This is a genomic window from Acrocarpospora catenulata (assembly GCF_018476525.1).
In the GTDB taxonomy this organism is placed as follows: Bacteria; Actinomycetota; Actinomycetes; order Streptosporangiales; family Streptosporangiaceae; genus Acrocarpospora; species Acrocarpospora catenulata.
Genome location: NZ_JAHCST010000009.1, coordinates 50,393 through 74,255, shown reverse-complemented (window position 1 = coordinate 74,255; position 23,863 = coordinate 50,393). Strand labels below are relative to the sequence as shown.

The 23,863-nt window shown below is 71.1% G+C and carries 24 protein-coding genes; 22 read left to right on the top strand and 2 right to left on the bottom strand.

The window, feature by feature from the left end; genetic code table 11:
- Positions 1-28: 28 nt before the first annotated feature.
- From KIP79_RS11605 to KIP79_RS11520, 18 genes are all read left to right on the top strand, one after another.
- The gene (locus KIP79_RS11605) at positions 29-1,141 is read left to right on the top strand and encodes an acyl-CoA dehydrogenase family protein (RefSeq protein ID WP_214104745.1); all 1,113 of its coding nucleotides are present in this window, start codon (positions 29-31) and stop codon (positions 1,139-1,141) included.
- Positions 1,138-2,013 (top strand): acyl-CoA dehydrogenase family protein, encoded by an 876-nt coding sequence (locus KIP79_RS11600; protein ID WP_214104744.1) that lies wholly within the window; start codon positions 1,138-1,140, stop codon positions 2,011-2,013. Before KIP79_RS11605 ends, KIP79_RS11600 begins: the two co-directional genes overlap by 4 nt.
- The gene (locus KIP79_RS11595) at positions 2,010-2,951 is read left to right on the top strand and encodes a cyclase family protein (RefSeq protein WP_214104743.1); all 942 of its coding nucleotides are present in this window, start codon (positions 2,010-2,012) and stop codon (positions 2,949-2,951) included. The genes KIP79_RS11600 and KIP79_RS11595 overlap by 4 nt, the downstream gene beginning before the upstream one ends.
- Positions 2,948-3,691, top strand: a complete 744-nt coding sequence (locus KIP79_RS11590; RefSeq protein WP_214104742.1) for an enoyl-CoA hydratase/isomerase family protein — start codon at positions 2,948-2,950, stop codon at positions 3,689-3,691. Before KIP79_RS11595 ends, KIP79_RS11590 begins: the two co-directional genes overlap by 4 nt.
- Positions 3,688-4,530, top strand: coding sequence for a 3-hydroxyacyl-CoA dehydrogenase family protein (locus tag KIP79_RS11585; protein ID WP_308169676.1), 843 nt, complete (start codon positions 3,688-3,690; stop codon positions 4,528-4,530). The genes KIP79_RS11590 and KIP79_RS11585 overlap by 4 nt, the downstream gene beginning before the upstream one ends.
- Before the next feature lie 69 nt (positions 4,531-4,599).
- Positions 4,600-5,718, top strand: coding sequence for a thiolase C-terminal domain-containing protein (locus KIP79_RS11580; RefSeq protein ID WP_214104741.1), 1,119 nt, complete (start codon positions 4,600-4,602; stop codon positions 5,716-5,718).
- 5 nt (positions 5,719-5,723) lie between these two features.
- The gene (locus KIP79_RS11575; protein WP_214104740.1) at positions 5,724-6,878 is read left to right on the top strand and encodes a thiolase C-terminal domain-containing protein; all 1,155 of its coding nucleotides are present in this window, start codon (positions 5,724-5,726) and stop codon (positions 6,876-6,878) included.
- A 7-nt stretch (positions 6,879-6,885) separates the two neighbouring features.
- Positions 6,886-7,821 (top strand): Zn-ribbon domain-containing OB-fold protein, encoded by a 936-nt coding sequence (locus tag KIP79_RS11570; RefSeq protein WP_214104739.1) that lies wholly within the window; start codon positions 6,886-6,888, stop codon positions 7,819-7,821.
- Complete coding sequence (locus KIP79_RS11565) at positions 7,818-8,600, top strand: enoyl-CoA hydratase/isomerase family protein (protein WP_214104738.1); 783 nt, start codon at positions 7,818-7,820, stop codon at positions 8,598-8,600. The genes KIP79_RS11570 and KIP79_RS11565 overlap by 4 nt, the downstream gene beginning before the upstream one ends.
- 19 nt (positions 8,601-8,619) lie before the next feature.
- Complete coding sequence (locus tag KIP79_RS11560; RefSeq protein ID WP_214104737.1) at positions 8,620-9,315, top strand: EthD family reductase; 696 nt, start codon at positions 8,620-8,622, stop codon at positions 9,313-9,315.
- The gene (locus KIP79_RS11555; protein WP_214104736.1) at positions 9,305-10,345 is read left to right on the top strand and encodes an LLM class flavin-dependent oxidoreductase; all 1,041 of its coding nucleotides are present in this window, start codon (positions 9,305-9,307) and stop codon (positions 10,343-10,345) included. Before KIP79_RS11560 ends, KIP79_RS11555 begins: the two co-directional genes overlap by 11 nt.
- Complete coding sequence (locus KIP79_RS11550; protein ID WP_214104735.1) at positions 10,342-11,808, top strand: hydroxymethylglutaryl-CoA lyase-like TIM-barrel protein; 1,467 nt, start codon at positions 10,342-10,344, stop codon at positions 11,806-11,808. The genes KIP79_RS11555 and KIP79_RS11550 overlap by 4 nt, the downstream gene beginning before the upstream one ends.
- A 96-nt stretch (positions 11,809-11,904) precedes the next feature.
- On the top strand, positions 11,905-13,479 hold the full coding sequence (locus KIP79_RS11545) for an AMP-binding protein (RefSeq protein WP_214104734.1): 1,575 nt from the start codon (positions 11,905-11,907) through the stop codon (positions 13,477-13,479).
- A complete protein-coding gene (locus KIP79_RS11540; RefSeq protein WP_214104733.1) occupies positions 13,472-14,305 on the top strand; it encodes a cyclase family protein in 834 nt (277 codons plus the stop codon). The genes KIP79_RS11545 and KIP79_RS11540 overlap by 8 nt, the downstream gene beginning before the upstream one ends.
- On the top strand, positions 14,302-14,844 hold the full coding sequence (gene accB / locus KIP79_RS11535) for an acetyl-CoA carboxylase biotin carboxyl carrier protein (protein WP_214104732.1): 543 nt from the start codon (positions 14,302-14,304) through the stop codon (positions 14,842-14,844). Before KIP79_RS11540 ends, accB begins: the two co-directional genes overlap by 4 nt.
- A 1-nt stretch (position 14,845) precedes the next feature.
- The gene (locus KIP79_RS11530) at positions 14,846-16,210 is read left to right on the top strand and encodes an acetyl-CoA carboxylase biotin carboxylase subunit (RefSeq protein WP_214104731.1); all 1,365 of its coding nucleotides are present in this window, start codon (positions 14,846-14,848) and stop codon (positions 16,208-16,210) included.
- Entirely contained in the window at positions 16,207-17,667 is a 1,461-nt protein-coding gene (locus KIP79_RS11525) for a hydroxymethylglutaryl-CoA lyase-like TIM-barrel protein (protein ID WP_214104730.1), read from the top strand. The genes KIP79_RS11530 and KIP79_RS11525 overlap by 4 nt, the downstream gene beginning before the upstream one ends.
- Before the next feature lie 84 nt (positions 17,668-17,751).
- Positions 17,752-18,357, top strand: a complete 606-nt coding sequence (locus KIP79_RS11520) for a TetR/AcrR family transcriptional regulator (protein ID WP_214104729.1) — start codon at positions 17,752-17,754, stop codon at positions 18,355-18,357.
- A 79-nt stretch (positions 18,358-18,436) separates the two neighbouring features.
- Here KIP79_RS11520 and KIP79_RS11515 read toward each other — a convergent pair whose 3' ends face one another.
- On the bottom strand, positions 18,437-19,621 hold the full coding sequence (locus KIP79_RS11515; RefSeq protein WP_214104728.1) for a flavin reductase: 1,185 nt from the start codon (positions 19,619-19,621) through the stop codon (positions 18,437-18,439).
- A gap of 137 nt (positions 19,622-19,758) precedes the next feature.
- Entirely contained in the window at positions 19,759-20,184 is a 426-nt protein-coding gene (locus KIP79_RS11510) for a nuclear transport factor 2 family protein (protein ID WP_214104727.1), read from the bottom strand.
- Positions 20,185-20,298: 114 nt separating this feature from the next.
- Between KIP79_RS11510 and KIP79_RS11505 the strand changes: the two genes are divergently transcribed.
- The 4 genes from KIP79_RS11505 to KIP79_RS11490 all read left to right on the top strand — a co-directional run bounded on the left by KIP79_RS11505 (position 20,299) and on the right by KIP79_RS11490 (position 23,851).
- Positions 20,299-20,832, top strand: a complete 534-nt coding sequence (locus tag KIP79_RS11505; protein WP_214104726.1) for a nuclear transport factor 2 family protein — start codon at positions 20,299-20,301, stop codon at positions 20,830-20,832.
- A 153-nt stretch (positions 20,833-20,985) separates the two neighbouring features.
- Positions 20,986-22,032: an LLM class flavin-dependent oxidoreductase gene (locus KIP79_RS11500; RefSeq protein ID WP_372453566.1), complete on the top strand. Its 1,047-nt coding sequence runs from the start codon at positions 20,986-20,988 to the stop codon at positions 22,030-22,032.
- Positions 22,033-22,035: 3 nt separating this feature from the next.
- Positions 22,036-22,491 carry a nuclear transport factor 2 family protein gene (locus KIP79_RS11495; protein ID WP_214104724.1) on the top strand — a complete coding sequence of 152 codons (456 nt, stop codon included), beginning with the start codon at positions 22,036-22,038 and terminating at the stop codon, positions 22,489-22,491.
- A 40-nt stretch (positions 22,492-22,531) separates the two neighbouring features.
- Positions 22,532-23,851 carry an aminotransferase family protein gene (locus KIP79_RS11490; RefSeq protein ID WP_214104723.1) on the top strand — a complete coding sequence of 440 codons (1,320 nt, stop codon included), beginning with the start codon at positions 22,532-22,534 and terminating at the stop codon, positions 23,849-23,851.
- Positions 23,852-23,863: the final 12 nt, after the last annotated feature.

Here is a 23,863-nt window from a genome sequence, read left to right as displayed (position 1 = left end):
GTTTGGCAAGTGGTTGGGAGGCGGCCGCATGGAACCTGAACAGCTGGCGTTTGCGTCCGAGGCAAGCGCCTGGCTGGCCGACAACGTCCCGAGGCGGTGGGTGGAGCGGCGCAGCTCCCTCGTCGAGGAGGAGGTGGTCCAGATCCGGATGGACTGGGACCGCCGGTTGTACGCCGGTGGCTGGGCCGGGCTGTCGCTCCCCGTCGAGTACGGGGGCCGCGGTCTGGGGCTCGCCGAGGAGGTGCTGTTCGGCGAACTCGCCGCGCGGGCGCACGCGCCCGACGGCTACGGCCGGATCGGCCGGATCCTGACCGCGCCCACCCTCATCGCCCGCGGCACGGACTGGCAGCGCTCGCGGTACCTGCAGAAGATCCTCAGCGGTACGGAGTTCTGGTGCCAGGGCTTCTCCGAGCCCTCGGCCGGGTCGGACCTCGCGGCGGTCAAGGCCCTGGCCCGCCGGGTCGAGGGCGGTTACCGAGTCACCGGGCAGAAGATCTGGACCAGCTTCGCCTTCCACGCGGACAAGTGCCTGTTCCTGGCCCGGACCGACGAGACGGCGCCCCGGTACCGCAACCTCACGATGCTGCTCATGGACATGCGCCAGCCGGGCATCGAGATCCGCCCGATCCGGCAGATCTCGGGCGGGTCGGAGTTCGCCGAGGTCTTCGTCGACGACGCGTTCGTGGCGGAGGAGGACCGGCTCGGGGCCGAGGGCGAGGGCTGGAGCGTCGCCATGACCGTGCTCAACAGCGAGCGCGGCGGCGTCGAGGCGGTCAGCCGCTACGTGGAGATGCGCACCGACATCGACCTCCTGCTCGGCTGCTGCGCCAAGCTGGCGGACCGGATCCCGGAGGCGGAGGAGTTCGAGACCCGTCTCGAACTGGTGCGGTGGCAGGTCCGCAAGGCGATCACCCGGGAGGGCGACGAGCGCGCCTTCACCTCCGCCACGGGCGTGCTCAAGGTCTTCTGGTCCGAACTCTGGCAAGAGATGACACGGATGGGTCTGGACTCGATGTGCCCCGTGCACCGTGATCACTGGAATCTCGCCTACCTCGACAGCCGCGCGACGACCATCTACGCGGGCTCCAGCGAGGTGCAGCGCAACATCATCGGCGACCGGATCCTGGGGCTGCCGCGATGAGCGCCACACTGGTACCGACCGAAATCGGCGTGACGGCGGCCGAGGCGATCCGCGACCTGTGCGCGCGGGCCGTCGGCGGCACCCCCGTCGCGGAGTACGCCGAGGCGGAGCCGCTCGCCTGGGAGGTTCTCGAAGCGGGCGGCTGGGACCTCGTCGGAGCCCCCGAGGCGGACGGCGGCGGCGACGCCACGCTCCTGGACCTCGTGCTCGTCGCCCGGGCCTGGGGCGAGACCATCGTGCCCGCGCCGTTCCTCACCTCGCTGATGGCCAAGCGCTGGTCGGTGGCGGCGCGCGACTGCGAAGGACCCGTCACCTTCGCGGTAGCCGACCCCTCCTGGTCCCAGCCGGGCCACGTCCCGTTCGGCACCGTGGCGCCGCACCTGCTGCGCTCGGTGGAGCGGGACGAGATCGTCCCGACGCCGGTGGGCAAGCCGGAGCCGTTCGCGCCCTCCCTGCGCGCCACCACGGTCGGCGTGGTCAGCGAGCTGACCGCCCAGGCCGGGGGAGAGCTGGCCGTGGTGTGGGCGGCGGAGGCGACCGGCTGCGCCGAGCGGCTGCTGGCGATGTCCGTGGCGTACGCCAAGGAGCGCCACCAGTTCGACCGGCCCATCGGCAGCTTCCAGGCGGTCAAGCACACCCTCAGCTCGATGAAGGTGCTGGCCGAGACGGCCGAGACGGCGGTGCTCTGGGCCGCGATCGAGTCCGGGCACCGGCACCGCGCCGCGGCGTGGGCGCTGGACGCCTCGCTCGACGTGGCCGAGCGGGCCGTCCAGGTGCACGGCGGCATGGGGTTCACCTGGGAGATGGGCCTGCACTTCTACCTGCGGCACATCACCGTGCTGCGGCAGCTCGTCCGGGGACTGCCGCGATGAGCCTGCCCGCCTACGACGACCTGCCCGAGCTCGACGGCCTCCCGCTCCCGCACGCGTGGGACGTGTGGGGCCGCCTCGACAACCTCGGTTCGCTCAACCTCATCGACCGCGCGGCCGTGCTGCGCGGCCTGGCGGTGGCGCGGCGGGGCCACCGGATCTCGCTGTCGCTCCCGCTCAACGAGCCGGGGCCGCCGCTTTTCGGCCGCCGCGAGGTCACCCAGGGGCTGGTGCAGCAGGACCGCAACAGCTGGGACGACCGGCTGGACTCCTTCCACCCGCAGAGCTCCTCGCAGTGGGACGGCTTCGGTCACTACCGCTGCCGCGAGTACGGCTACTGGACCGGGGTGACCTCCGAGCCGGCCGAGCACGGCGACCGCCTGGGGATCGAGCACTGGGCCGACGGCATCGTGACCCGGGGGGTGCTCGTCGACGTGCCCCGGCACCGGGCCCGCACCGGTCGTCCGTACGATCCCATGTCGGGCGAGGCGATCGACGCCCCCGAGGTCGAGGAGATCCTCAAGGCCCAGCGCGTGGAGCCGCTCCCCGGCGACGTGCTCTGCGTACGGCTCGGCTGGACGGCGGCGTACCGGGCGCTCTCCCCGGACCAGCGGGTGGAACTCGCCTCCGAGCGCACCCCCACGGTGCACTCGGGCCTGGCCGGCTCGGAGGCGATGGCCCGGCTGCTCTGGGACCGGCACGTGGCGGCGGTGACGGCCGACAACCCGTCGGTGGAGGCGGCCCCGGGCGACCCCACGGTGGGCAGCCTGCACCGCCGCCTGCTGCCGCTGCTCGGCATCGTCATGGGCGAGCTGTTCGACTTCGACGAACTCGCGGCCGACTGCGCGGCCGAGGGCTCGTGGGACTTCACCTTCATCGGGGTCCCGCACCGGATGCCGGGCGGCCTCGGCTCGCCCGCCAACGCGGTGGGGGTGCGATGACCTCGCCCGTACTCGCCGAGGACCGCGGCGACCACCTGCGCGTGACGCTCAACCGGCCGCACGTGCGCAACGCCGTGAATCTGGAGGTCGTCGAGGCGCTCCACCAGGTCTGCGCCGATCTCGAACGCGCCCCGCGGGTGCTCGTGCTGGGCGGCAGGGACGGAATCTTCGCCGCCGGCGCCGACATCGCCGAGCTCAGAGAGCGGCGCAGGGACGACGCGCTGCAAGGCATCAACAGCGGGCTGTTCGACCGCATCGCCCGGCTGCCCATGCCGACGGTCGCCGTGGTCGACGGGCCCGCGATCGGCGGCGGCGCGGAGCTCGCCTACGCCTGCGACCTCAGGATCGGCACCCCCCGGGCGCGCTTCGGCAACCCCGAGGTGTCGCTCGGCATCATCGCCGCGGCGGGCGCCTGCTGGCGGCTCGCCGAACTGGTCGGGGAGCCGATGGCCAAGGAGATGCTGCTGGCGGGCCGGATGCTGTCGGCGCAGGAGGCCCTCGACTGCCGGCTGATCACCCGGCTGGTCGCCGAGGAGGGCCTGGTGGACGCCGTCGAGGCGCTCGTCCGCCAGCTCGGCCGCGCCGATCCGCTGGCGCTGCGGCTGACCAAGGCCGCGGTGCACAGCCCGCGGGCGGCGCACCCCATGGTCGACAACGCCCTGCAGGCGATCCTCTTCGAGACCGAGAGCAAGCACCAGCGGATGACGGCCTTCCTGGAGAAGAAGGAGCGGAGCACGTGAGCGAGCAGCGCACAGCGGTCGTCGGAGCCGGACGGATGGGCACGGGCATCGCGCATGGGCTGCTGCTCGCCGGCGCCCACGTGACCCTCGTCGACAGCACCGACGCGTACGTCGCGCGGGGCGTCGAGGCGGTCCGCCGAATGACCGGCCGTTCGGTCGACAAGGGCGCCACGGACGGCACCGTGGACGAGATCATGGGCAGGCTGTCCGGGGCCACGGCGGCGCAGGGCCCGTTCGACCTCGTGGTCGAGGCCGTGCCCGAGGACCCGGCGCTGAAGCTGGACGTGCTGTCCTCGCTGGAGCCGCAGGTACGCGAGGGCGGGCTGCTCGCCAGCAACACGAGTTCGATCTCCATCGACGAACTCGCCGCCGGGCTGCGCGCGCCCGCCAGGTTCCTCGGGATGCACTTCTTCAACCCCGTCCCGGCGAGTTCCCTGGTCGAGGTCGTACGCGGCTCCGCGACGGATCAGGACGCGGTGGCCGCGGCGCGCGGCTGGGTCGAGGCCATGGGCAAGACCGGCATCGTCGTCGCCGACTCGCCCGGCTTCGCGAGCAGCCGGCTCGGAGTGGCCATCGGCCTGGAGGCCATCCGCATGCTGGCGGAAGGCGTGGCGAGTCCGGAGGACATCGACCAGGCGATGGTGCTGGGCTACAGGTTCCCGATCGGCCCGCTGCGCCTGACCGACCTGGTCGGGCTCGACGTGCGGCTGGGCATCGCCGAATACCTGGCGTCCACGCTGGGCGAGCGTTTCGAGCCGCCGGCGCTCATGCGGGAGATGGTCGCCCGGGGCGAGCTGGGCCAGAAGTCCGGTCGCGGCTTCTACACCTGGGACGACTGACCAGTCGAGACCCACCTCTCCCAGGGGATTCTCTTGTATCAAACAACCGATTGGTTTATTGTGAAACCCATGCAGAGGCGTATCTCGCGGGTTGCCATCGTGAGCGTGGCTCAGACCCGGCTCAGGCCGTCGTGGGACCGGCTTCAGCACGTGGACCTCATCGGCTCGGCCGTCACCGACGTGCTCAAGGGCACCGGGGTCACGATGCGCGACATCGATTTCGTCATCGACTGCGGCAGCGACGTGCTCGACGGCCGCAGCATCTCCAACTGCGGCTTCCTCGGCGCCATGGGCGGCCACCACAAGGAGGAGTCCCGGGTCGAGGAGGACGGCCTCTGGGGCGCCGTCTACGGAGTGACCAAGATCCTGGCAGGGCCCGCCTCCATCGGACTGGTGGTCGCCTACTCCAAGCCCTCCGAGTCCGACGTGTCGGCCTACTACTCCACGCTGGCCGACCCCTTCTACCAGCGCCCGGTGGGCCTCAACCACCGGGTCGCGTCCGGCCTGGCCGCCCGGGAGTACCTGCGGGCGCACGGACTGGACCCCGAGGTCCTGGACGCTCCGGCCGCGGCCGCCTGGCGCAACGCCGCCGCCAACCCGTACGTGGAGGTGGCCGACGCCCCGGACGCCGCGACGGTCGCGAGCGGCGGCCTGGTGGCCGACCCGCTCCGCGAACATCACGTGTCCCGCAACGTCGACGGCGCGGTCGCGGTGCTGCTGGCCGCCGAGCACATCGCCGAGCGCATCACCCCGGCCCCGGTCTGGGTGACCGGCATGGGCTCGGCCATGGACTCCCAGATGCTCACCGACCGCCGCCCCGGCGAACTGGAGGCCGCCGCCGCGGCGGCGGGCACCGCCTACCGGCGGGCCGGCGTCACCGACCCGGCGTCCCTGGCGCTGGCCGAGGTGTCGGCCACCTCGGTGGCCGAGGAGCTCATGGTGCTGGAGGCGCTCGGCCTGGCGCCGCGCGGCCACGGGGCGTCGCTGTACGGCGACGATTCCCCCGTCGCCGTCAACCCGTCCGGCGGCGCCATCCCCGCCGACCCGGTCATGGCCACGGGCCTGGTGCGCCTGGCCGAGGCCACCCGCCGGCTCACCGCGGCCAACGCCACCACCTCACGCGCCGTCGTGCACGGCGCGGGCGGCATCGGCATGCAGAACCACTGCGTCTTCACCCTGGAGGTCTGAGCATCGTGAGCAACGTCGCAGTCGTGGGCGCGGGCCAGACGCATCACGCCCGCCGACGGACGGACGTCAGCCAGGTCGGGCTGGCCCGCGAGGCCGCGGTCCGCGCCCTCCAGGACGCCGAACTGACCATGGACGACATCGACAGCGTCATCGTCGCCACCGGTCCCGTCCTGTTCGCCGCGGTCAACCAGCCGGAGAAGTGGCTCGTGGACGCCCTCGGCGCCCGTCTCAAGCCGGTGGTGCGGGTGACCAGCGGCGGCGGCACCGGGCTCGCCGGAGCGCTGGCGGCCGTGAACCAGATCAAGGGCGGGTTCGCCGAGCGGGTGCTCGTCGTCGCCTACGACAAGCTGTCGGAAGGCGCGCTCCAGTACTCCATCTCGACGCTGTACGACCCGTTCTGGGGGCGTGAGTTCGCCGTCGGGATCATGGGCTTCTCCGCGGCCTACTGGAAGGCGCGGATGGACCTGCTCGGGCACACCGAGGAGGCCGCGGCCCTGGTCTCCGTCAAGAACCACAGGAACGCGCTGCTCAACCCCTACGCGCACGTGCGCAAGGAGGTCACCGTCGAGGACGTGCTGGCCTCGCGGCCGCTCTGCTGGCCGATCAAGCTCCTGGACGTCCCGCCGATCTCCGACGGCGCGTGCGCGGTGATCCTCGCCGGTGAGGACGCCGCCAAGAGGTCGGCGGACCCGGCGTGGATCCGCGGCATGGCCTACTACAGCGAGGGCGAGAACGCGGCCGACCGGTCGATGATCCAGTCCGAGCCGCTGCGCATCGCGGCGGAGAAGGTCTACCGGGAGGCGGGGATCAGCAACCCCCGCCGGCAGGTGGACGTGGTCGAGGTGCAGGAGCCGTACACCTGCTTCGAGCTGAGCTACTACGAGGGCCTGGGCCTGTGCCCCCCGGGGGGAGCCGCCCAGCTCATCGAGTCCGGCGCCACGCAGATCGACGGCGACATCCCGGTGAACCCGTCGGGCGGCTGCATGGGCGCCAACCCCATCGGCGCCACCGCGCTCATCCGCCTGGCCGAGATCGCCCAGCAGGTGCGCGGCCGGGCCGGGGCGTACCAGATCCCCGATGCGAAGGTCGGGCTCATGCAGGCCGGTGGCGGATGGGCCAACCTGCGCGGCGTCGCCGTCGTCAGCTCCACCAAGAACTGAGGTCACCATGAGCCAGCTGTTCACGAGCCCGGACGTCCCCCAGGTGCTCACCACGACGCTGAGCATCCCCTACACCCTGACGCCCGGCGGGGCCGCCGGGCAGTTCCTCGCCGGGCTGGCCGAGCGGCGGATCCTGGGCTCGCGGTGCGAGCCCTGCGCGCGGACGGTCGTTCCCGCCCAGGACGTGTGCGGCCGCTGTGGCGAGCAGACGCCCGACCTCGTCGAACTGCCGCACGGCGGCACGGTCACCAGCTGGACCGCCCACCAGGGCCGGGTGGTCGCCAAGATCCGGCTCGACGGCGCGGACGCCGACCTGCTGCACGTCGTGGCGGCCGAGCCCGGCGCGGTCGAGGTCGGCGACCGGGTGGCGGCGGACTGGGCGGCGGAGCCCACCGGATGGATCACCGACCTGGCGGCCTTCACACCGGGCCGGGCGCGGTCCGGTCCGGCGGAGGCCACCCCCGTCGCGCGGGCGGAGACCTCGGTCGAGATGGTCCCGTACCGGCTCGACCTGACCTACCACCACGCCTACGGCCCGTACTACGGCCGGATGTTCGACGAGCTGGGCTCCTTCAGCCGGCTGATGGGCTCCCGGTGTTCCAGCTGCCACCGGGTGCTGCTTCCGGCGCGTGCCATCTGCGACGTGTGCTTCGCGCGCACGGACCAGTTCGACGAGGTGTCGGACACGGGGGTGCTCCAGGCGTTCTCGGTGATCCACATGGAGTTCGTCGGGCAGACGCGCAAGCCCCCGTACGTCTACGCCGAGATCGTGCTGGACGGCTCCTCGACCCGGCTCATCCACACGGTCGCCGGTGACTTCGACCTCGCCGACGCCGCCTCGACGCTGTCCATCGGCATGAAGGTGAAGGCCGTCTGGAAGCCGGAGTCGGAACGGGTCGGGACCCTGGAGGACATCGCCTACTTCGAACCGGTGATCCCGTGAACGAGCCCGTCCTGCTCGACGTGGCCGACGGGGTGGCCACCATCACGCTGAACCGTCCCGAGGCCAGGAACGCGCTGAACATGGCGGTCAAGACCAGGCTGGCGGCCGTGCTCCAGGAGGTCGCGAACGACCCCGAGGTCCGTGCGGTGGTCGTCGTCGGTGCCGGGGGCTCGTTCTGCGCGGGCGGCGACATCGTCGAGATGGAGCTGAACGACAGCCCGCGGGTCAGCCGCAGCCGCCTGGCGGCCCTGCTGGAGACGGTCTTCGTCCGGCTGGCCGAGATGGAGAAGCCGACCATCGCGGCGGTCGAGGGCCACGCGCACGGGGCGGGGCTCAGCCTCGCGCTCGCCTGCGACCTCATGATCGTCTCGGAGACCGCCACGCTGTCCTGCGCCTTCACCAAGGTCGGGCTGGTCCCGGACTGCGGGTCGCTCTACTTCCTGCCCCGGCGGCTCCCGATGCCGGTCGCCAAGGAGCTGATCTTCACCGGGCGGCGGTTCAGCGGCGCCGAGGCCGTCCGGCTGGGCCTGGCCAACCGGGCCGTGCCCTCGGGTACGGTGGCGGAGACGGCCGGCGGCCTGGCCCTGGAGCTGGCCGACGCCGCCACCGTGGCGCTCGGCATGGCCAAGAGCCTGCTGGAGACGAGCACCGGCGTCACCCTCCGCGAGCTGGCGCGACTGGAGGCGTTCGGCCAGGCGATCGCCTACGCCACCGAGGACCATCTCACCGCGCGGGAAGCGTTCAAGGCCAAGACCACGCCGCGCTTCTCCGGCCGCTGACCATCGACAGGAGGACGCCGTGATCAAGCTGCGCGCGCTCTGGAACGTCCCCGCCGGCCAGGACCCCGGCCGTGTCGAGGAGCTCTTCCGGTCCGTGCACACGCACGTCTCGCGTACGCTCCCGGGGCTGCGGGCCCACCTGTCCCTGCGGTTCCTCACCGACTACTTCGGCAGCCACCCCTGGTGGGACCGCGGCGAGGAGCTGTGGTTCACCGACGAGGCCGCGCTCCGTTCCGTGGTCGAGTCACCCGCCTGGGAGCCCTGGGCGAGCAGTCCCCTCTGGGAACTGGTCACCGGTCCCCGCATCGACGTCTTCGACATCGAGGACGTGTACGACACGACGGGCATCGAGGGCCCAACGATCCCCCACCCGGGGCAGGAGGTCACCTGCCTGACCGGTGTCTGGCAGGTCCCGCCCACCTCCACCTGGCAGGCCGCCGACGAGGTCTACTTCCGGGCGCACGTGCCAGGCGTCCGCGCGCTGCCCCGGCTGAAACGGCACACCGTCCTGAAGGCGCTGCCCTGGCCGGCGGGCAACCACCCGCGGTTCTGGCGGAGCGCGGAGATCCGCTTCGCGAGCCGGGCCGACTTCGACGCCACCTTCACCGGCGAGGAGTACGCCGGGATCCGCACGGATGGCTTCGCCGACGCGGTCGCGGGGCCGGACGTCGACATCTTCGTCATCGAGGAGGAGTGGGTGCCGGATGCCCCCTGACATGCACCGCTCGCTCGTGCTGGCCACCGACGTCTGGACGCCCGCCATCGGCCTCGCCCGCCTGGCCGAGGAACGCGGCCTGCACCGGATCTGGACCACGGAGTACGCCACCAGGGACGGCGCCGTGCGCGCCCTCGCCCTCGCCATGTCGACCGAGCGCCTACAGGTGGGCACCGGCATCGCGTACGCCTTCACCCGGCTCCCGCTGGCGACCGCGGCCATGGCCGCCGACATCCAGCTCGCTTCGCGCGGCCGGTTCACCCTCGGCCTCGGCGCGGGGACCAGGGGGATGCGCCGCGTGTTCTACGGCAAGGACGAGTTCGACCGTCCCGGCCCCAGACTCGCCGAGTACGCGAGCCTGCTGCGCGCCGCCTGGTCCGCCCGCGACGGCCTGGACTTCGACGGGGAGTTCTACTCCTCGCACGTACGGGGCTTCTCGGCCCACCCCGAGCTGGCCGGATACGGCCCGCCGCCCGTCTACGGCTCCGGGCTGAACGCGGTGATGCTCCGCCACGCGGCCAGGTCGTTCGACGGCGTCGCCCTGCACCCCCTGTCCTCCGCCGTCCACTACCTCGACGACGTGGTCGTCCCCGCCCTCCGGAAGGGCATGGAGATGAAGCAGGCGCGGACGTCCCTCGCCGTCTGGCGGGTGACCTCCATCGACGAGGACGGAGCGCTCGCCCGCGAACGGGTCAAGTCCAACCTGGCCTTCTACTTCTCCACGCCCAGCTACGCGAGCGTGGTCCAGGGCACGCCCTGGCTCCCCGTGGCCGAGGCCGTCCAGGCCAGGTTCCGGGAGATCGGCCCGCGCTGGAGCGAGATCGCGGCGCTCGTCCCCGACGAGATGGTCGAGGCGTTCAGCCTGGCGGGCACCCCCCAGGAGGTCGCGGACCGGCTCCCGGCGCTGGAGGCCGAGCTCGCCGCGCGCGGCGCGGACGAGCTGGTGTTCCAGACCGTCGGCATCGGCCTGGACGATGAGCAGACGGTCGAGAACTGCCGCCGCATCATCGAGACGGTGAGCCGGTCGTGACCGAGATCCGGTTCGTCGACCAGACCCTCCGCGACGGCCAGCAGAGCCTGTGGGGCCTGCGCATGCGCGCCTACCAGGCGATGCCGGTGCTGGAGAACATCGACCGCACGGGCTTCCACGCCGTCGACATGACGGGCGCGGGCATGTTCGCCGTGCTCATGCGCACCTTCAGGGACGACCCCTGGGAGACCGTCGACCACCTGGCGCGCGGCCTGCGCAACTCCCACCTGCGCACCGCGACGCGCACCATCTCGGTCGGCGGCATGGGCTTCGCGCCCGACTCGGTGGTCGACCTGTGGATCACCTGCATGGCCCGCCACGGGATCGACAGCTTCTGGATCCTCGACTGCCTGCTCGACCTGCCGAGGATGCGCCGGATCGCGGACGTCGTGACCGCCGCCGGCGCCGCGCCCGTCCCCGCCGTGATGTACGGCCTGACGGACGTCCACACCGACGAGTGGTTCGCGGTCCGCGCCGCCGAGATGGCGCGCTGGCCGGGCGTCGAGGCCGTCTACGTCGAGGACGCCGCCGGGATCCTGACCCCCGAGCGCGCCCGCACGCTGCTGCCCGCGCTGGTCCGGGCGGTCGACGGCGTCCCCATCGAACTGCACTGCCACACCAACACGGGGCTGGCGCCGCAGGTGTACCTCGAAGGCGTACGCGCGGGCATCGACATCCTGCACACCGCCTCGCGTCCGCTGGCCAACGGGCCCTCGCTGCCCTCGACGGAGGCCACGGTCGACAACATCGTCGCCCTCGGCCACACGCACGCCCTGGACAGCACCAGGTTCGACCCGGTGGCCGAGCGCCTCGAACACGAGGCCCGTACGGCCGGGTACGAGATCGGCGCGCCGAGCGAGTACTCGGTACGCCCGTTCGACCACCAGCTGCCCGGCGGCATGACGGGCAGCCTCAAGAGCCAGCTCGCCCAGTACGGCATGGAGGACCGCCTCGACGAGGTGCTGGCGGAGATCCCCCGGGTGCGCCGCGAGCTCGGGCACCCGATCATGGCGACCCCCTTCTCGCAGATCGTCGGCATCCAGGCCGTCTGCAACGTGGTGACCGGCCGGCGCTACGAGGTGATTCCGGACGAGGTCGTGCACTACGCCCTCGGCCATTACGGACCGGTGGCCGGGGTTCTCGACCCCGAGGTGGCCGACCGCGTGCTCGAATCCCCGCGCGGGCGCCGCCTGGCGAACTGGGAGCGGCCCCAGCCCACCCTGCGTGAGCTGCGAGCCCAGCTCGGCGCCACGCTCACCGACGACGAACTGCTGCTGAGGGCGCTGTTCTCGGCGGAGGAGGTGGACGCGGTGAAGGCGGCGGGCCCGGTGCCCACGACGTCGCCGACCTCGCTCGCCAGAGTCGTGGACCAGCTCGCCCAGGTGAGCGGAGTACGGGCGCGAGCGGTGAGCATCTCGGGCTCCGGCTACCAGATCACCCTCAGGCGCGGCACGACGTCGTAGGGGCCGAAATGTACCTTGACAGTGCCCGTTATTGCGTTAGCGTGACCAACCATTCGGTAGAGAAGGCCGGATCGCCGGCCCGCCGGGGAGAGAAAGATGCGCACATACAGCCCGTACGACTCGCTCAACGAACTCATGGAGCTACGTGCCGAGCGCCGGGCTGACGCGCTCGCCGTCAACGTGCTGGGCGTGCCGCGGACCTACGGCGAGCTCTGGCTGCGCGCCGGGCGGTGCCAGGCGTGGCTGGCCCAGGCGGGGGTCCGGCGGGGCGAGCACGTCGCGATCATGCTCCCGAACTCGATCGAGTTCGTCGAGACGTTCCTCGGCGTCAGCCGGCACGGCGCCGTCGCCGTCTCGGTGAACACCGCCACGGTGGGGGAGGCGCTGCACTACACCCTCGACCACTCCGAGGCGTGCGGGATCGTCATCCACGCCTCGCTCCTCCCGGCGCTCGACGCCATCGGGCCGCTCCCGCACCTGCGCTGGATCGTGGTCGCCGGGGGAGCGGGCGGCATCGCCTACGACGAACTGGTCGACCCCGCGCTCGGGGAGCCGGCCCCGGTGGCCGTCCGCGGCGGCGAGACCTGCGGGATCATCTACACCAGCGGCACGACCGGCCCGCCCAAGGGCGTCATGCTGCCGCACACCAGTTACGTCAACACCGGCGGGTACTTCGCCAAGCATCTCGGGCTCGGCCTCGACGACGTGCTCCACACCTGCCTGCCGCTGTTCCACTGCAACGCCCAGCAGACCACCTTCATGGCCGGGCTCCACCTCGGTGTGCCGGTGCACGTGGACGGCAGGTTCTCGCTCAGCCGGTTCTGGTCCTGGATCGAACGCAGCGGCGCGACCGTAACCAACGTGATGGGCACCATGCTCACCCTGCTGAGCAAACTGCCCGGCGACGCGGCCTCCGGCGTGACGACGCTCCGCTACATCCTCGCCGCCCCGGTGCCCGAGGAACTCCACCGGCCGCTCGAACGGCGGCTCGGGGTGCGCATCGTGGAAGGGTACGGCCTGACCGAGACCGGCACCATGGCCATCATCAACCCGCCGCAGGACGTGCGCTCCGGCACCACGGGCGTGCCGCTCGAACACGTCGAGGCCAGAGTGGTGGACGAGCACGACGTGGAGGTGCCGGACGGCACGCCGGGCCAGTTCCTGGTCCGCTCCCGCGTCACCGACGCCTTCATGTCCGGATATTTCAAGGAACCGGAGAAGACCGCCGAGGCGATGGCCGGCGGCTGGTTCCACACCGGCGACGTCGGGCTCCGGCGCCCCGACGGCTACTACGTGTTCCTGGACCGGATGAAGGACACCATCCGCAGGCGCGGCGAGAACGTCAGCAGCTTCTTCATCGACAAGGCGGTCAGCGACCACCCGGACGTCATGGAGGCCGCGGCGATCGGCGTCCCCTCCGAACTCAGCGAGGAGGACGTGAAGGTGGTGGCCATCCGGCGCCCCGGCTCGGCCCTCACCGAGGCGGAGCTCTCCACCTGGCTGGAGACCCGGCTGAGCGACTTCATGCGACCGCGCTACATCGAGTTCGTCGAGGACTTCCCCCGGACGGAGACCGGCCGGATCCACAAGTACGTGCTGCGCCGCGACGGCGTCGGCGCCGCCTGGGACCGCGATGCGGCACCCGCAGTGAAGGAGGGCCCCCGTGGCTGACTGGTCCGGATCGCACATCGACACGAGCGTCGTGTGGCCCACCTCGCCCGACGTCCGCATCTACGACCTGGCGGTGCGCCTGCAACCAGGGATGACCCGGCACCCGGCCCATCCGCCGTACGCGTTCGCGCTGTCCAAGCTGCACGGGCAGCACAACTATCCGGACGGCATCTCCTCCTCGATGGAGGTGTTCACCACGGGCGCGCACGTGGGCAGCCACGTGGACGCGCTCGGCCACATCTCCAAGGACGGCAGGATCTTCGGCGACCGCGACGTGACGCGGCTGCAGTCGCCGACGGGCGGTCTCGAGGTCGCCGACGCCGAGGAGATCCCGCCCCTGGTCGGGCGCGGTCACCTGATCGACGCGGAGCGGCTCTTCGGCCGGCCGCTCACCCCGGCGGACGGGATCGGGCCCGACGAGCTCGAGAGCTGGTTCGCCGACAGGGAGGAGCCGGGGCCCGGTTCGATCGTCCTGGTGCGCACCGGGTGGATGCGCTACTTCGACGACATGGACCGGTACCTGGGGCTGGTGGACGACGGCCTCCCCGGGGTCACCCGGGCCGGGGCGGAGTGGCTGAGCAGCCGGGGAATCCTCGCCGGCGGCTCGGACACGATGAACTTCGAGCACAAGCCCGCCATGGCGATCGTGTCGCTCAAGGTCCACCTCCACTTCCTGGTGGAGCGGGGGCTCTACATCATGGAGTCCCTCAATCTGGAGAACCTGGCGGCCGCCGAGGCGTGGGACTTCACCTTCTTCGCCCTGCCGTTGCGCATCAAGGGCGCGACGGGATCCCCCCTTCGTCCCATCGCCATCGTGCCCCGATGACCGGCGCCGCACCCGAGGAGCAACACATGTCCCTGAGCCCCGACGAGATCCGACAGATCCTGGCCGCGCTGGAGAAGTCCGAGTGGGACGAGGCGCTCATCACCGTCGGCGACACCTCGATCGCACTGTCACGCAACGGCGCCTCCCTACCCGTGGCCACTGGGATGCCCGTGGCCGCCCCGCCCGCGCCCGCCCCGCCCCCCGTCACTCCGGCAGCTCCGGCGCTCGCTCCCGTTCCCGCTCCGCAGCCCGTCGTCGAGCAGCCGCCGACCGCCGTCGGCACCGCGCCCGACGGCATCGCGGTGACGTCGCCGACCGTGGGCATCTTCTGGCGTGCCCCGCAGCCGGGGGCGCCGCCGTTCGTCGAGGTCGGCTCGGCCGTCGAGGCGGGTGACACCCTGTGCATCGTCGAGGTCATGAAGCTCATGAACAACGTGACGGCGCCCGTGTCCGGCGTGGTCGGCGCGATCCACGTGCCGAACTCCGGCGCGGTGGAGTTCGGGCAGACGCTGGTCACGATCGTTCCGGCTGCGGGCTGACGTGCGGCGGGTCCTCATCGCCAACCGCGGCGAGATCGCCGCGCGGGTGGCGCGCGCCTGCTTCGACGAGGGTCTGGAGACCGTCCTCGCCTGCTCGGAGGCGGACCGGGAGACGCTCGCGGCGCGCCTGGCCGACCGCGTCGTGGTCATCGGACCGCCCAGCCCGCTGGAGAGCTACCTATCCGTCGAGCGCGTGGTGGCCGCCGCCCTCACCACGGACTGCGACGCCCTGCACCCGGGCTACGGCTTCCTGTCCGAACGGCCGGAACTCGCCGCGGCGTGCGAGGAGAACGGCATCACGTTCATCGGCCCGCCCGCCGACGTCATGCGCGGCTCCGGCGACAAGCTCAAGGCCCGCGAGATGGCGGCCGACCTGGGCATCCCCACGGGCGGTGGCACGCGCGGGCTCGCCGACGCGGAGGAGGCCGTCGCCCTCGCCGAGGAACTCGACCTCTATCCGTGCCTCATCAAGGCGTCAGCCGGCGGCGGCGGACGCGGGATGACCATCGTCCGCTCGGCCGACGACCTGCGGGCCTCGTTCGCGAGGTCCAGCCAGGAGGCGGAGCGCGCGTTCGGCGACGGCACGGTCTACCTGGAGCGGTACGTCGAGCGCGCACGGCACGTCGAGGTCCAGGTGCTCGCCGACACCCACGGCAACGTCGTACACCTTGGCGAGCGGGACTGCTCGACCCAGCGCCGCTACCAGAAGCTGATCGAGGAGGCGCCCGCGGTCGGACTGCCGGACGCCGTCCGCGACGGCATGCGCGACTCGGCCGTACGGCTCGCCCGCGCGCTCGGCTACGTCAGCGCCGGCACCGTCGAGTTCCTGGTCGACACCGACCGGAACGAGTTCGTCTTCCTGGAGCTCAACGCCCGCGTCCAGGTCGAGCACCCGGTGACGGAGATGGTGACCGGGGTGGACGTGGTGCGCGAGCAGATCCGCGTGGCCCGCGGCGAGCCGCTGTCGGTCGCGCAGCCCGGCATCACGGTGTCCGGGCACGCCATCGAGTGCCGGATCAACGCCGAGTCCCCCCGGCGCGACTTCCTCCCTTCGCCGGGACGCGTCGAGCGGTGGACGGCGCCGCAGGGGCACGGCGTACGGGTCGACACCTTCGTCGAGAACGGCGCGACCATCTCGCCCTACTACGACTCCATGGTCGCCAAGCTCATCGTCCACGCGCCCGATCGCGCGGCGGCGATCGACCTCATGCTGCGGGCGCTCGCCCGCACCGAGGTCCGTGGCATCGAGACCACGATCCCGTTCCACGCCGCGGTGCTGGGCACCGAGCGGTTCCGCGAGTCCCCGGTCACCACCCGCTGGGTGGAGAACGAGTTTCTGCCCGCATGGTTGGAGGGTGGGGAATGACCCACATCGAATTCGTCGACCAGACACTCCGTGACGGCCAGCAGAGCCTCTGGGGCCTGCGCATGCGCCCCTACCAGGCCGCGCAGGCCCTGCCCCACCTGGACCAGACAGGGTTCCGGGTCATCGACCTCACCGGCCCCGGCATGTTCATCGTGCTGCTGCGCCAGTTCGCCGACGACCCCTGGGCCTGCACCGACTTCCTCACGCGGAACATGCCGAACAGCATCAACCGCGCCGGTATGCGGACGATCAGCGTCATCGGCTTCAGTTTCACCCCCGACGCGATCATTGACCTGTACATTCAGACGATGATCAAGCATGGCGTCGAACAGTTCTGGCTGTACGACTGCCTGTACGACATGCCCACCCTCGAACGCGTCTGCCGCGTCACGGCGGAGGCGGGCGGCACCCCGGTCCCCGCCGTGATGTACGGCCTGACCGACGTACACGACGACGCCTTCTTCGCGGCCAGGGCGCGGGAGATGACGACCTTCCCCGGCATCAAGACCGTCTACGTCGAGGACGCGGCCGGTGTGCTCACCCCCGAGCGCGCCCGTACGCTGCTCCCGGCGATCCGCGAGGCCACCGGGACGGTCCCGCTGGAGATCCACTGCCACAACACCACCGGCCTCGCGCAGCACAACTACATCGAGGCGATGAAAGCCGGTTTCACCATCCTGCACACGGCCTCCCGGCCCATGGCCAACGGCCCGTCCCTGCCGTCCACGGAGGGCATGATGCCCATCCTGGAGACGCTGGGGCACACGCACGGCCTGGACACCAGCCGTTTCGCGCCGGTGGAGGAGAACTTCATCTGGGCCGCCGCCGACGCCGGTTACGAGGTCGGCCGGATGGCGGAGTACGACCCGCGGATCTACCAGCACCAGCTGCCCGGCGGCATGACCGGCACGCTCAAGAACCAGCTGGCCGAGCACGGGATGGCGCACCGGCTCCCGGAGGTGCTTGAGGAGATCCCCCGCGTCCGCGAGGAGCTGGGGCAGCCCATCATGGCCACGCCGTTCTCCCAGTTCGTGGGCGTTCAGGCGGTGCTCAACGTGGTGACGGGCAGGCGCTGGAGCATCGTCCCCGACGAGTGCGTCCAGTACGCTCTGGGCCACTACGGGCCGCTGCCCAGGCCCGTCGACCCCGACGTGCTCGACAAGATCCTTTCCTCGCCGCGGGCCGGCCAGTTCGCGAACTGGACCCGTCCGCAGCCGACCCTCAAGGAGATCAGGCAGCGGTTCCGCCCCGGCATGAGCGACGAGGAGCTGCTGCTCCGTTTCATGTGCGCCGACGAGGAGGTGGACGCGATGCTGGCGGCCGGCCCCATCCAGACCGACCCCCGGCGCATGTCGTCCTCCATCGTCCGCAACCTGACCGACCTCATCGCCCAGGACCGGCGGTCCCGGGCGGTGTCCGTCACCACCCCCGAGTTCAGCGTCGTCCTGCGAAAGTGACGTGCTCCCGCCAGCCGTGGCACACTAGGTCTATGCCAACCGAACGGCCGGAAGGCAACGAAGGAGATGCGAGAGAGAGGCTCTGTGAGCAACGAGAGCAAGGGCCGGCGCGTCGTCGACCGTCGCAACCGTGAGGCTGAGGTGCTCCAGGCCGCTGTGGAGGTGTTCTACGCCAAGGGGTACTCGGCCGCGAGCGTCCAGGACGTCGCCGACCGGGTCGGCGTCCTCAAGGGCAGTCTGTACCACTACATCTCCTCCAAGGAGGACCTGCTCTTCCGCATCTTCGCGGAGTCGCACGAGCAGGCGGTGCAGATCATGGAAGGCATCACCGCGCGCGATCTCCCGCCGCGCAAGCGGCTGGAGGCGTTCCTGACGGAGATCATCCACTGGTATCTCAACAACGTCGAACGGGTCAGCCTCTACTTCAACGAGTGGCGCTACCTGACGGGCGACAACGCCGCCACGGTGCGCAAGCACCGCCGGGTCTTCTCCGACTACCTCCGCGACACCCTCACGGACGGCGCGGCCGAGCTGCGGCCGGGCACGGATGTGCGCCTGGCGACCTTCTACATGCTCGGCGCGGTCAACAACATCCCGGTGTGGTACCGGAAGACCGGCCCCTACAGCGCGGCCCGGGTGGCGTCGGAGTTCGTCTCGATGTCCACGTTCCTGGCGTTCACCGAGAACTGATCCCGCTGAACTGGGCTCACTGAACTGGGCTCACTGAACTGGGCTCACTGAACTGGGCCCGCGGGCTCCGCGCGCCGGCTCAGGCGCCCGGGGCCTGCCCGCCGATCAGCTTGGTCGCGGTCCCCGCGGCCTCGCGGACCCGCTCGATGTACTCCTCGATGCCGGTCTCCGGCCGGTGGAAGGCGTAGGCGGTCAGCGCCAGCGTGACGCGCCCCTCCGCGTCGAAGACCGGGGCCGAGATCTGCCGTACCGCGCGGCGCGCCTCGTCGGTGAGCTCCTCGGGGTCGTAGACGAGGTTCTGCACGATGGCGAACAGCTCCGGCGGCGGCGCGGCGCCGGGATCGGCGGCGGCCGACTGGAGCAGCTCGGCGAACGCCCGCTGCCCGGTGCTCAGCAGCCCGAGCGAGTAGCCACGGGAGCGCACGATGGCCAGGGCGCGCCGGTGCCGGGCCATGGCCTCGGCCACGTCGCCGGGCCGCTGGGCCCAGACCGCGCGGGCCGCCTTGAACCAGGTGTCGATCTGCGCGTCGGAGCCCCAGGCGGCGAAGATCGAGCCGGTCGGCGGCACGTACGGCAGCCGCTGCCCGACCAGCGTGCTGCGGTCGTCCGGCGTCCTGCCCGCCCACGAGCTGGCCACGATGACGACCTCGCCACCGACCTGCGCCGTGGCCGTCGCCCGGCAGTGCAGATCGGCCGCCAGCGACTCCAGTTCCGAGCGCATCACATCGACGTGGCGGAGCTGCCGGGTGAGTTCGCCGTGGCTGTCGGGCGCGGCGAGCGACAGCGGGGTGAAGCGGCCGTAGCCCCCCTGGAAGAACAGCAGCGGCAACCGGGGCTGTTCGATCTGCAGTTCCTGGACGAGCCCGAGGACGATGTAGTGGTCGCCCGCCTCCTGGACCGACTCGATCCGGCAGTCGATCCAGGCGACCGTGCCGTCGAGGATGGGCGAACCCGTGACGCCGAGCCGGTAGGGCTGGTCGGTGAACTTGTCGGGCGCCTTGGACGCGAAGGTGCGGCAGACCTGTTCCTGGTCGGCGCCGAGGATGTTGACGCAGAAGGCGCCCGCGCGCTCGATCTTGGGCCAGCTCGTGGAGGACTTGTCGGGGAAGAAGGCGACGAGCGGCGGGTCGAGGGACACCGAGGTGAACGAGCCGACGACCATGCCGGCCGGTCCGGTCTCCGGGTCCACGCCGGTGATCACGCAGACCCCGGTCGGGTACTGGCCGAGGACACTGCGGAACCACAGCGGGTCGATGGACGTCATGGCCGTGGGCCTCCTCGGGGCGTGGCGGGGGCTGGGTAGTTCCGCATTTAATCAAACGAACGACCGGTTGGCTAGATCTCTCCTGAGGTACGGGCCTGCGGCCGCCCCGCGCCGCCGCAGGCCACCCGCCGCCGGGCTCAGCCGAAGTCGTGGTACTCGACGAGCTTGCCGTCCCTGAAGGTCAGGAAGGTGGCCAGCTCGGTCGCGAGCGGCACGCCCGCGGTCGCGCCCATGTTCGGGGCGTCGACGGTGGGGGTGCACGTCCACGTGTGCTGCAGGATCGCGGTGTCACCGCTCACCCGCAGCGACAGGCGGTTGGAGAACGACTTCCCGGGGAAGGCTCCGGCCGCCATCCGGAACATGTCCATGGACGTTTCCTTGGTCCGGTAGTCCACCTCCCGGTTGTGGTGCTGGAAGTGCACGTCATCGTGGAGCAGCGCCTCCAGGGCGTCGAGGTCGTTGCGGTTGTAGGCATCGACGTACTGCTCGGCGAGCTGCTCGATCGTCGCGTCCGACATGGCTTTCCTCTCGTCGGCCACCGGGCCGGGTCTCACGTGGCTCACGTCGGGGACGTGAGGGAACGTAACAAACAACCGAACGGTAGGCAAAAGCCCTTGGCTTCCGCAAGCGGTTGATGCAGACTACCGACGCGCCTCCTCCGGGCGACGGTCGCCGGCGTGCGACGGCCGGTGGGGGAGCGCGACGCCGGGGAGTTCCCCCATCCACGAGAGCGAGAGGAGGCGCTGGTGGGCGCCGAGGACTACGAGCAGATCCGGGCCCTGTGCTACCGGTACACCTTCGCGCTGGACGAGGGTGACTTCCGGACGGTGGCCGCGATCCTGGGGGACGGCGTGCTGCGTCCGTCCATGCCGGGGGTCGTCGGCGAGCCGATTGACGGGCCCGAGGAGATCGAGCGTTTCTACGCCGAGCAGGTCGTGACCTACAAGAACGGTGATCCGCGGACCAGGCACCTCATCTCCAACCAGCTCATCGAGCTCGCGGAGGACGGCCTGTCCGCGTCGTCGCGGTGCTACTTCACCGTGCTGCAGCGGGCGCCCGGCCACGAGTACCAGATCGTGGTGGGCGGCCAGTACCACGACCGCTTCAGGAAGACCGGCGGCGTCTGGCGCTTCACGGAGAAGACGATCCAGGTCGACCACCTGAACCGCATCGAGCTCCACTTCCGGATCGCCGACACGCTCAAGGGCTGACCCAGGCTGCCTACCAACCGTATGGTAAATGTTACGGTCACGAGTCTTGGGTGCGGAGTACTTTACACATAGGCTGCGACAAGACTACGGTAAGCCGACCGGGCGTTCGGTAGCGAGAAGTTCCAGGAAGGGTGGTCCCCTTTGCACGCTGCGATGTTCTTCACTCCGTTCATGTCGCCCCGGCGCACGGCCAAGCAGGTGTTCTCCTGGGCCGTCGACCAGGCGATCCACGCCGACCAGTCGGGACTCACCGAATTCTGGATCGGGGAGCACGCCACCCAGGCGTGGGAGTCGGTGCCCAACCCCGAGCTCGTGATCGCGGCGGCCGCCCTCCAGACCGAGCAGATCACCCTCGCGCCCGGCGCCCACCTGCTGCCCTACCACCAGCCCGGGTCGCTGGCGATCCAGATCGGCTGGCTCACGCAGATCCTCGAAGGCCGTTACATCCTCGGCGTGGGCGCCGGCGCCTTCCCCGGCGACGCGCTCCTGCGCGGCATCCGGGACATGAAGAACAACCACCGGATGGTGGCCGAGTCCATCGAGATCATGGAGAAGATCTGGGCGGGCGAGCCCTTCTGGTTCGAGGGCGAGTTCTGGAACGCCGGCTACCCCGAGGAGGACCCGGCCCACCCGTGGCGGAACATGCTGCCGTGGGGCGGCAAGGTGCCCATCGGCGTCACGGGCCTGAGCATGAACTCCCCGTCCATGCGTTTCGCCGGACAGCGCGGCTACCTGCCCGTCTCGGTGTACTCGGGGGTGGACGCGCTCAACAACCACTGGGAGACCTACTCCACCGCCGCCGTGGCGGCGGGCCGCACGCCACGCCGCGCCGACCACCGCGTCGTCCGCGACGTCCTGATCGCCGACACCGACGACGAGGCGCGCCGCCTCGCCAAGGAGGGCGGGATGGGCCACGCCTGGCAGGAGTACCTGCTGCCCATCTACCAGCACCACAACCTGCTCGACACGATGCTCACGCCGGGCATGACCTCCGGCGACGTCGACCTCGACTGGCTGTGCGACAACGTCTGGGTCGTCGGCAGCGCGGAGACCGTGCTGGAGAAACTGCGGGCCTGGCGCGAGGTCAACGGGGAGTTCGGCACCCTGATGATCTACAACCACGACTACTCGGACGACCCCGCGCCGTGGAAGGAGTCCATGCGACGGCTCGCCCACGAGGTCGGCCCCAAGCTCGGCTGACCCATGAGCGACCTGTCGCACCTGGACCGGCGGCTGCGGCTGCTGGAGGAACGCAACCACGTCGCGGAGCTCCTCGCCGAGTACTGCCGTGCCGTCGACGAGCACGACCCCGAGGCGTTCGCGGACCTCTGGACCGCGGACGCCGTCCAGGACATCCGGTCACGCGGTACGGCCTACCGTGGCCGTGACCAGATCATGGAAGGCCTGGAGTCCACCTTCGCGGCCTTCCGGCACACCCACCACGTGCCCGGCAACCTTCAGATCACCTTCGTCTCCGACGCTCGCGCCGACGTCCGCAGCGACGTGACGGTCCACTGCGTGACCTCGGACGGGGCGCACGTGGTGGTGGCGGCCTCCTACCAGGATCAGGTGGTCCGGGAGGACGGCCGCTGGCGCTTCTCGTCGCGGGTCGTCCTCGAACGGCTGGGCGGCCCCCGTACCGTGCCGGCCACCGCCTGATTCCTGTTGTTTCCCGTTTCACCCTCAGGAAGTGCAGCGCATGACTGACAGCAGCACGCTGGCGCCCGAATTCTCGTGGGTACGTCCGGTCTGGCACCACTCCACCCTCGACCCCGAGCACGGCGCGCGCCCGATCGTCCTCGACCGTGCCGAGAACATCTACCTGTGGGACACCGACGGCCGCCGGTACGTCGACGCCCACGCCTCCTTCGGCTCGTGCATCGTCGGCCACGGGCGGCCGGAGATGGCGCAGGCCGCCTACGACCAGCTGGTCCGCGGCGCGCACCTGCCGAGCGTGTTCGGCTGCACCAACGAGCCGTCCGCACGGCTCTCCCAGCGGCTGCTCAAGCTCACCCGGCACGAGGGCGGGAGCGTGCGCTACGCGACGAGCGGCTCAGAGGCGGTCGAGGCCGCGCTGCGCATCGCCTTCAACTACCACCTCAACCGCGGCGAGACGGGGCGGCGGAAGATCCTTTCGACCCTCGGCTCGTACCACGGCACGACGATCGCCACCCTGGCGGCGCCGGGCGAACCCGACAACGAGCACTTCATCCGCGACATCGACAGCATGTTCGTACGCCTGCCGCCCACGCCGCACCAGGACGAGCGGGCGTCGGAGGAGTGGGTGGCGACGCTCCGGGAGACGATCGAGCGGGTCGGCCCGGAGAACATCGCGGCGCTGCTCGCGAAGCCGATTCCGGTCAGCATCGCGGGCGGGGTCCGGGTGGCCCACGTGGACCACTGGCGTAAGGTCCAGGAGGTCCTGCGGTCGTACGGCATCCTGCACATCACCGACGAGGTCCTCTGCGGCTGGGGCCGTACGGGCAAGCTGTTCGGGCAGAACCACTTCGGGATCCAGGGTGACATCATCACCGTCAGCAAGGGCCTGTCCTCCGGTTACTTCCCGGTCAGCGGCGCGATCGCCGCGCCGTTCGTGACCGAGGCGTTCGACCCCAACGGTCCCAGAGCCCTGCGCCACATGGGCACCTACACCGCCCACGCCACGGGCTGCGCGGTGGCCCTGCGCGCCATCGACATCATCGAGAGCGAGGGACTGGTCGAGAACTGCGCCCGTCTCGCGCCGCGCGTGGCGGAGGCGCTGCGGCTCATCGGGAAGCGCCACCAGGACTCGATCAGCCAGGTGTCCGGGATCGGCCTGTTCTGGTCGGTGCTGATCCGGCCGGACGGCGACCGCCAGATCGGCCGCGAGGTGCTGGCCGCCTGCCGCGAGCGGGGCCTGATCCTCCAGACCTGGGGCAACACCGTGCTCTTCTACCTCCCGCTCATCTCGACCGAGGAACAGGTGGACGAGGTGATGGACCTCCTCGCCGCCGGCTTCGCCGACGTACTGGCTCGTTGACACCGTGCCGGT

Bases quoted from the DNA above. Each gene is read 5' to 3' on its own strand.
- KIP79_RS11490 (WP_214104723.1), top strand. From the start codon at position 22,532: ATGACTGACAGCAGCACGCTGGCGCCCGAATTCTCGTGGGTACGTCCG.
- accB (WP_214104732.1), top strand. From the start codon at position 14,302: ATGACCGGCGCCGCACCCGAGGAGCAACACATGTCCCTGAGCCCCGAC.
- KIP79_RS11500 (WP_372453566.1), top strand. From the start codon at position 20,986: ATGTTCTTCACTCCGTTCATGTCGCCCCGGCGCACGGCCAAGCAGGTG.
- KIP79_RS11515 (WP_214104728.1), bottom strand. From the start codon at position 19,621: ATGACGTCCATCGACCCGCTGTGGTTCCGCAGTGTCCTCGGCCAGTAC.
- KIP79_RS11555 (WP_214104736.1), top strand. From the start codon at position 9,305: ATGCCCCCTGACATGCACCGCTCGCTCGTGCTGGCCACCGACGTCTGG.
- KIP79_RS11570 (WP_214104739.1), top strand. From the start codon at position 6,886: ATGAGCCAGCTGTTCACGAGCCCGGACGTCCCCCAGGTGCTCACCACG.
- KIP79_RS11590 (WP_214104742.1), top strand. From the start codon at position 2,948: ATGACCTCGCCCGTACTCGCCGAGGACCGCGGCGACCACCTGCGCGTG.
- KIP79_RS11600 (WP_214104744.1), top strand. From the start codon at position 1,138: ATGAGCGCCACACTGGTACCGACCGAAATCGGCGTGACGGCGGCCGAG.
- KIP79_RS11545 (WP_214104734.1), top strand. From the start codon at position 11,905: ATGCGCACATACAGCCCGTACGACTCGCTCAACGAACTCATGGAGCTA.
- KIP79_RS11495 (WP_214104724.1), top strand. From the start codon at position 22,036: ATGAGCGACCTGTCGCACCTGGACCGGCGGCTGCGGCTGCTGGAGGAA.
- KIP79_RS11525 (WP_214104730.1), top strand. From the start codon at position 16,207: ATGACCCACATCGAATTCGTCGACCAGACACTCCGTGACGGCCAGCAG.
- KIP79_RS11605 (WP_214104745.1), top strand. From the start codon at position 29: ATGGAACCTGAACAGCTGGCGTTTGCGTCCGAGGCAAGCGCCTGGCTG.
- KIP79_RS11580 (WP_214104741.1), top strand. From the start codon at position 4,600: ATGCAGAGGCGTATCTCGCGGGTTGCCATCGTGAGCGTGGCTCAGACC.
- KIP79_RS11595 (WP_214104743.1), top strand. From the start codon at position 2,010: ATGAGCCTGCCCGCCTACGACGACCTGCCCGAGCTCGACGGCCTCCCG.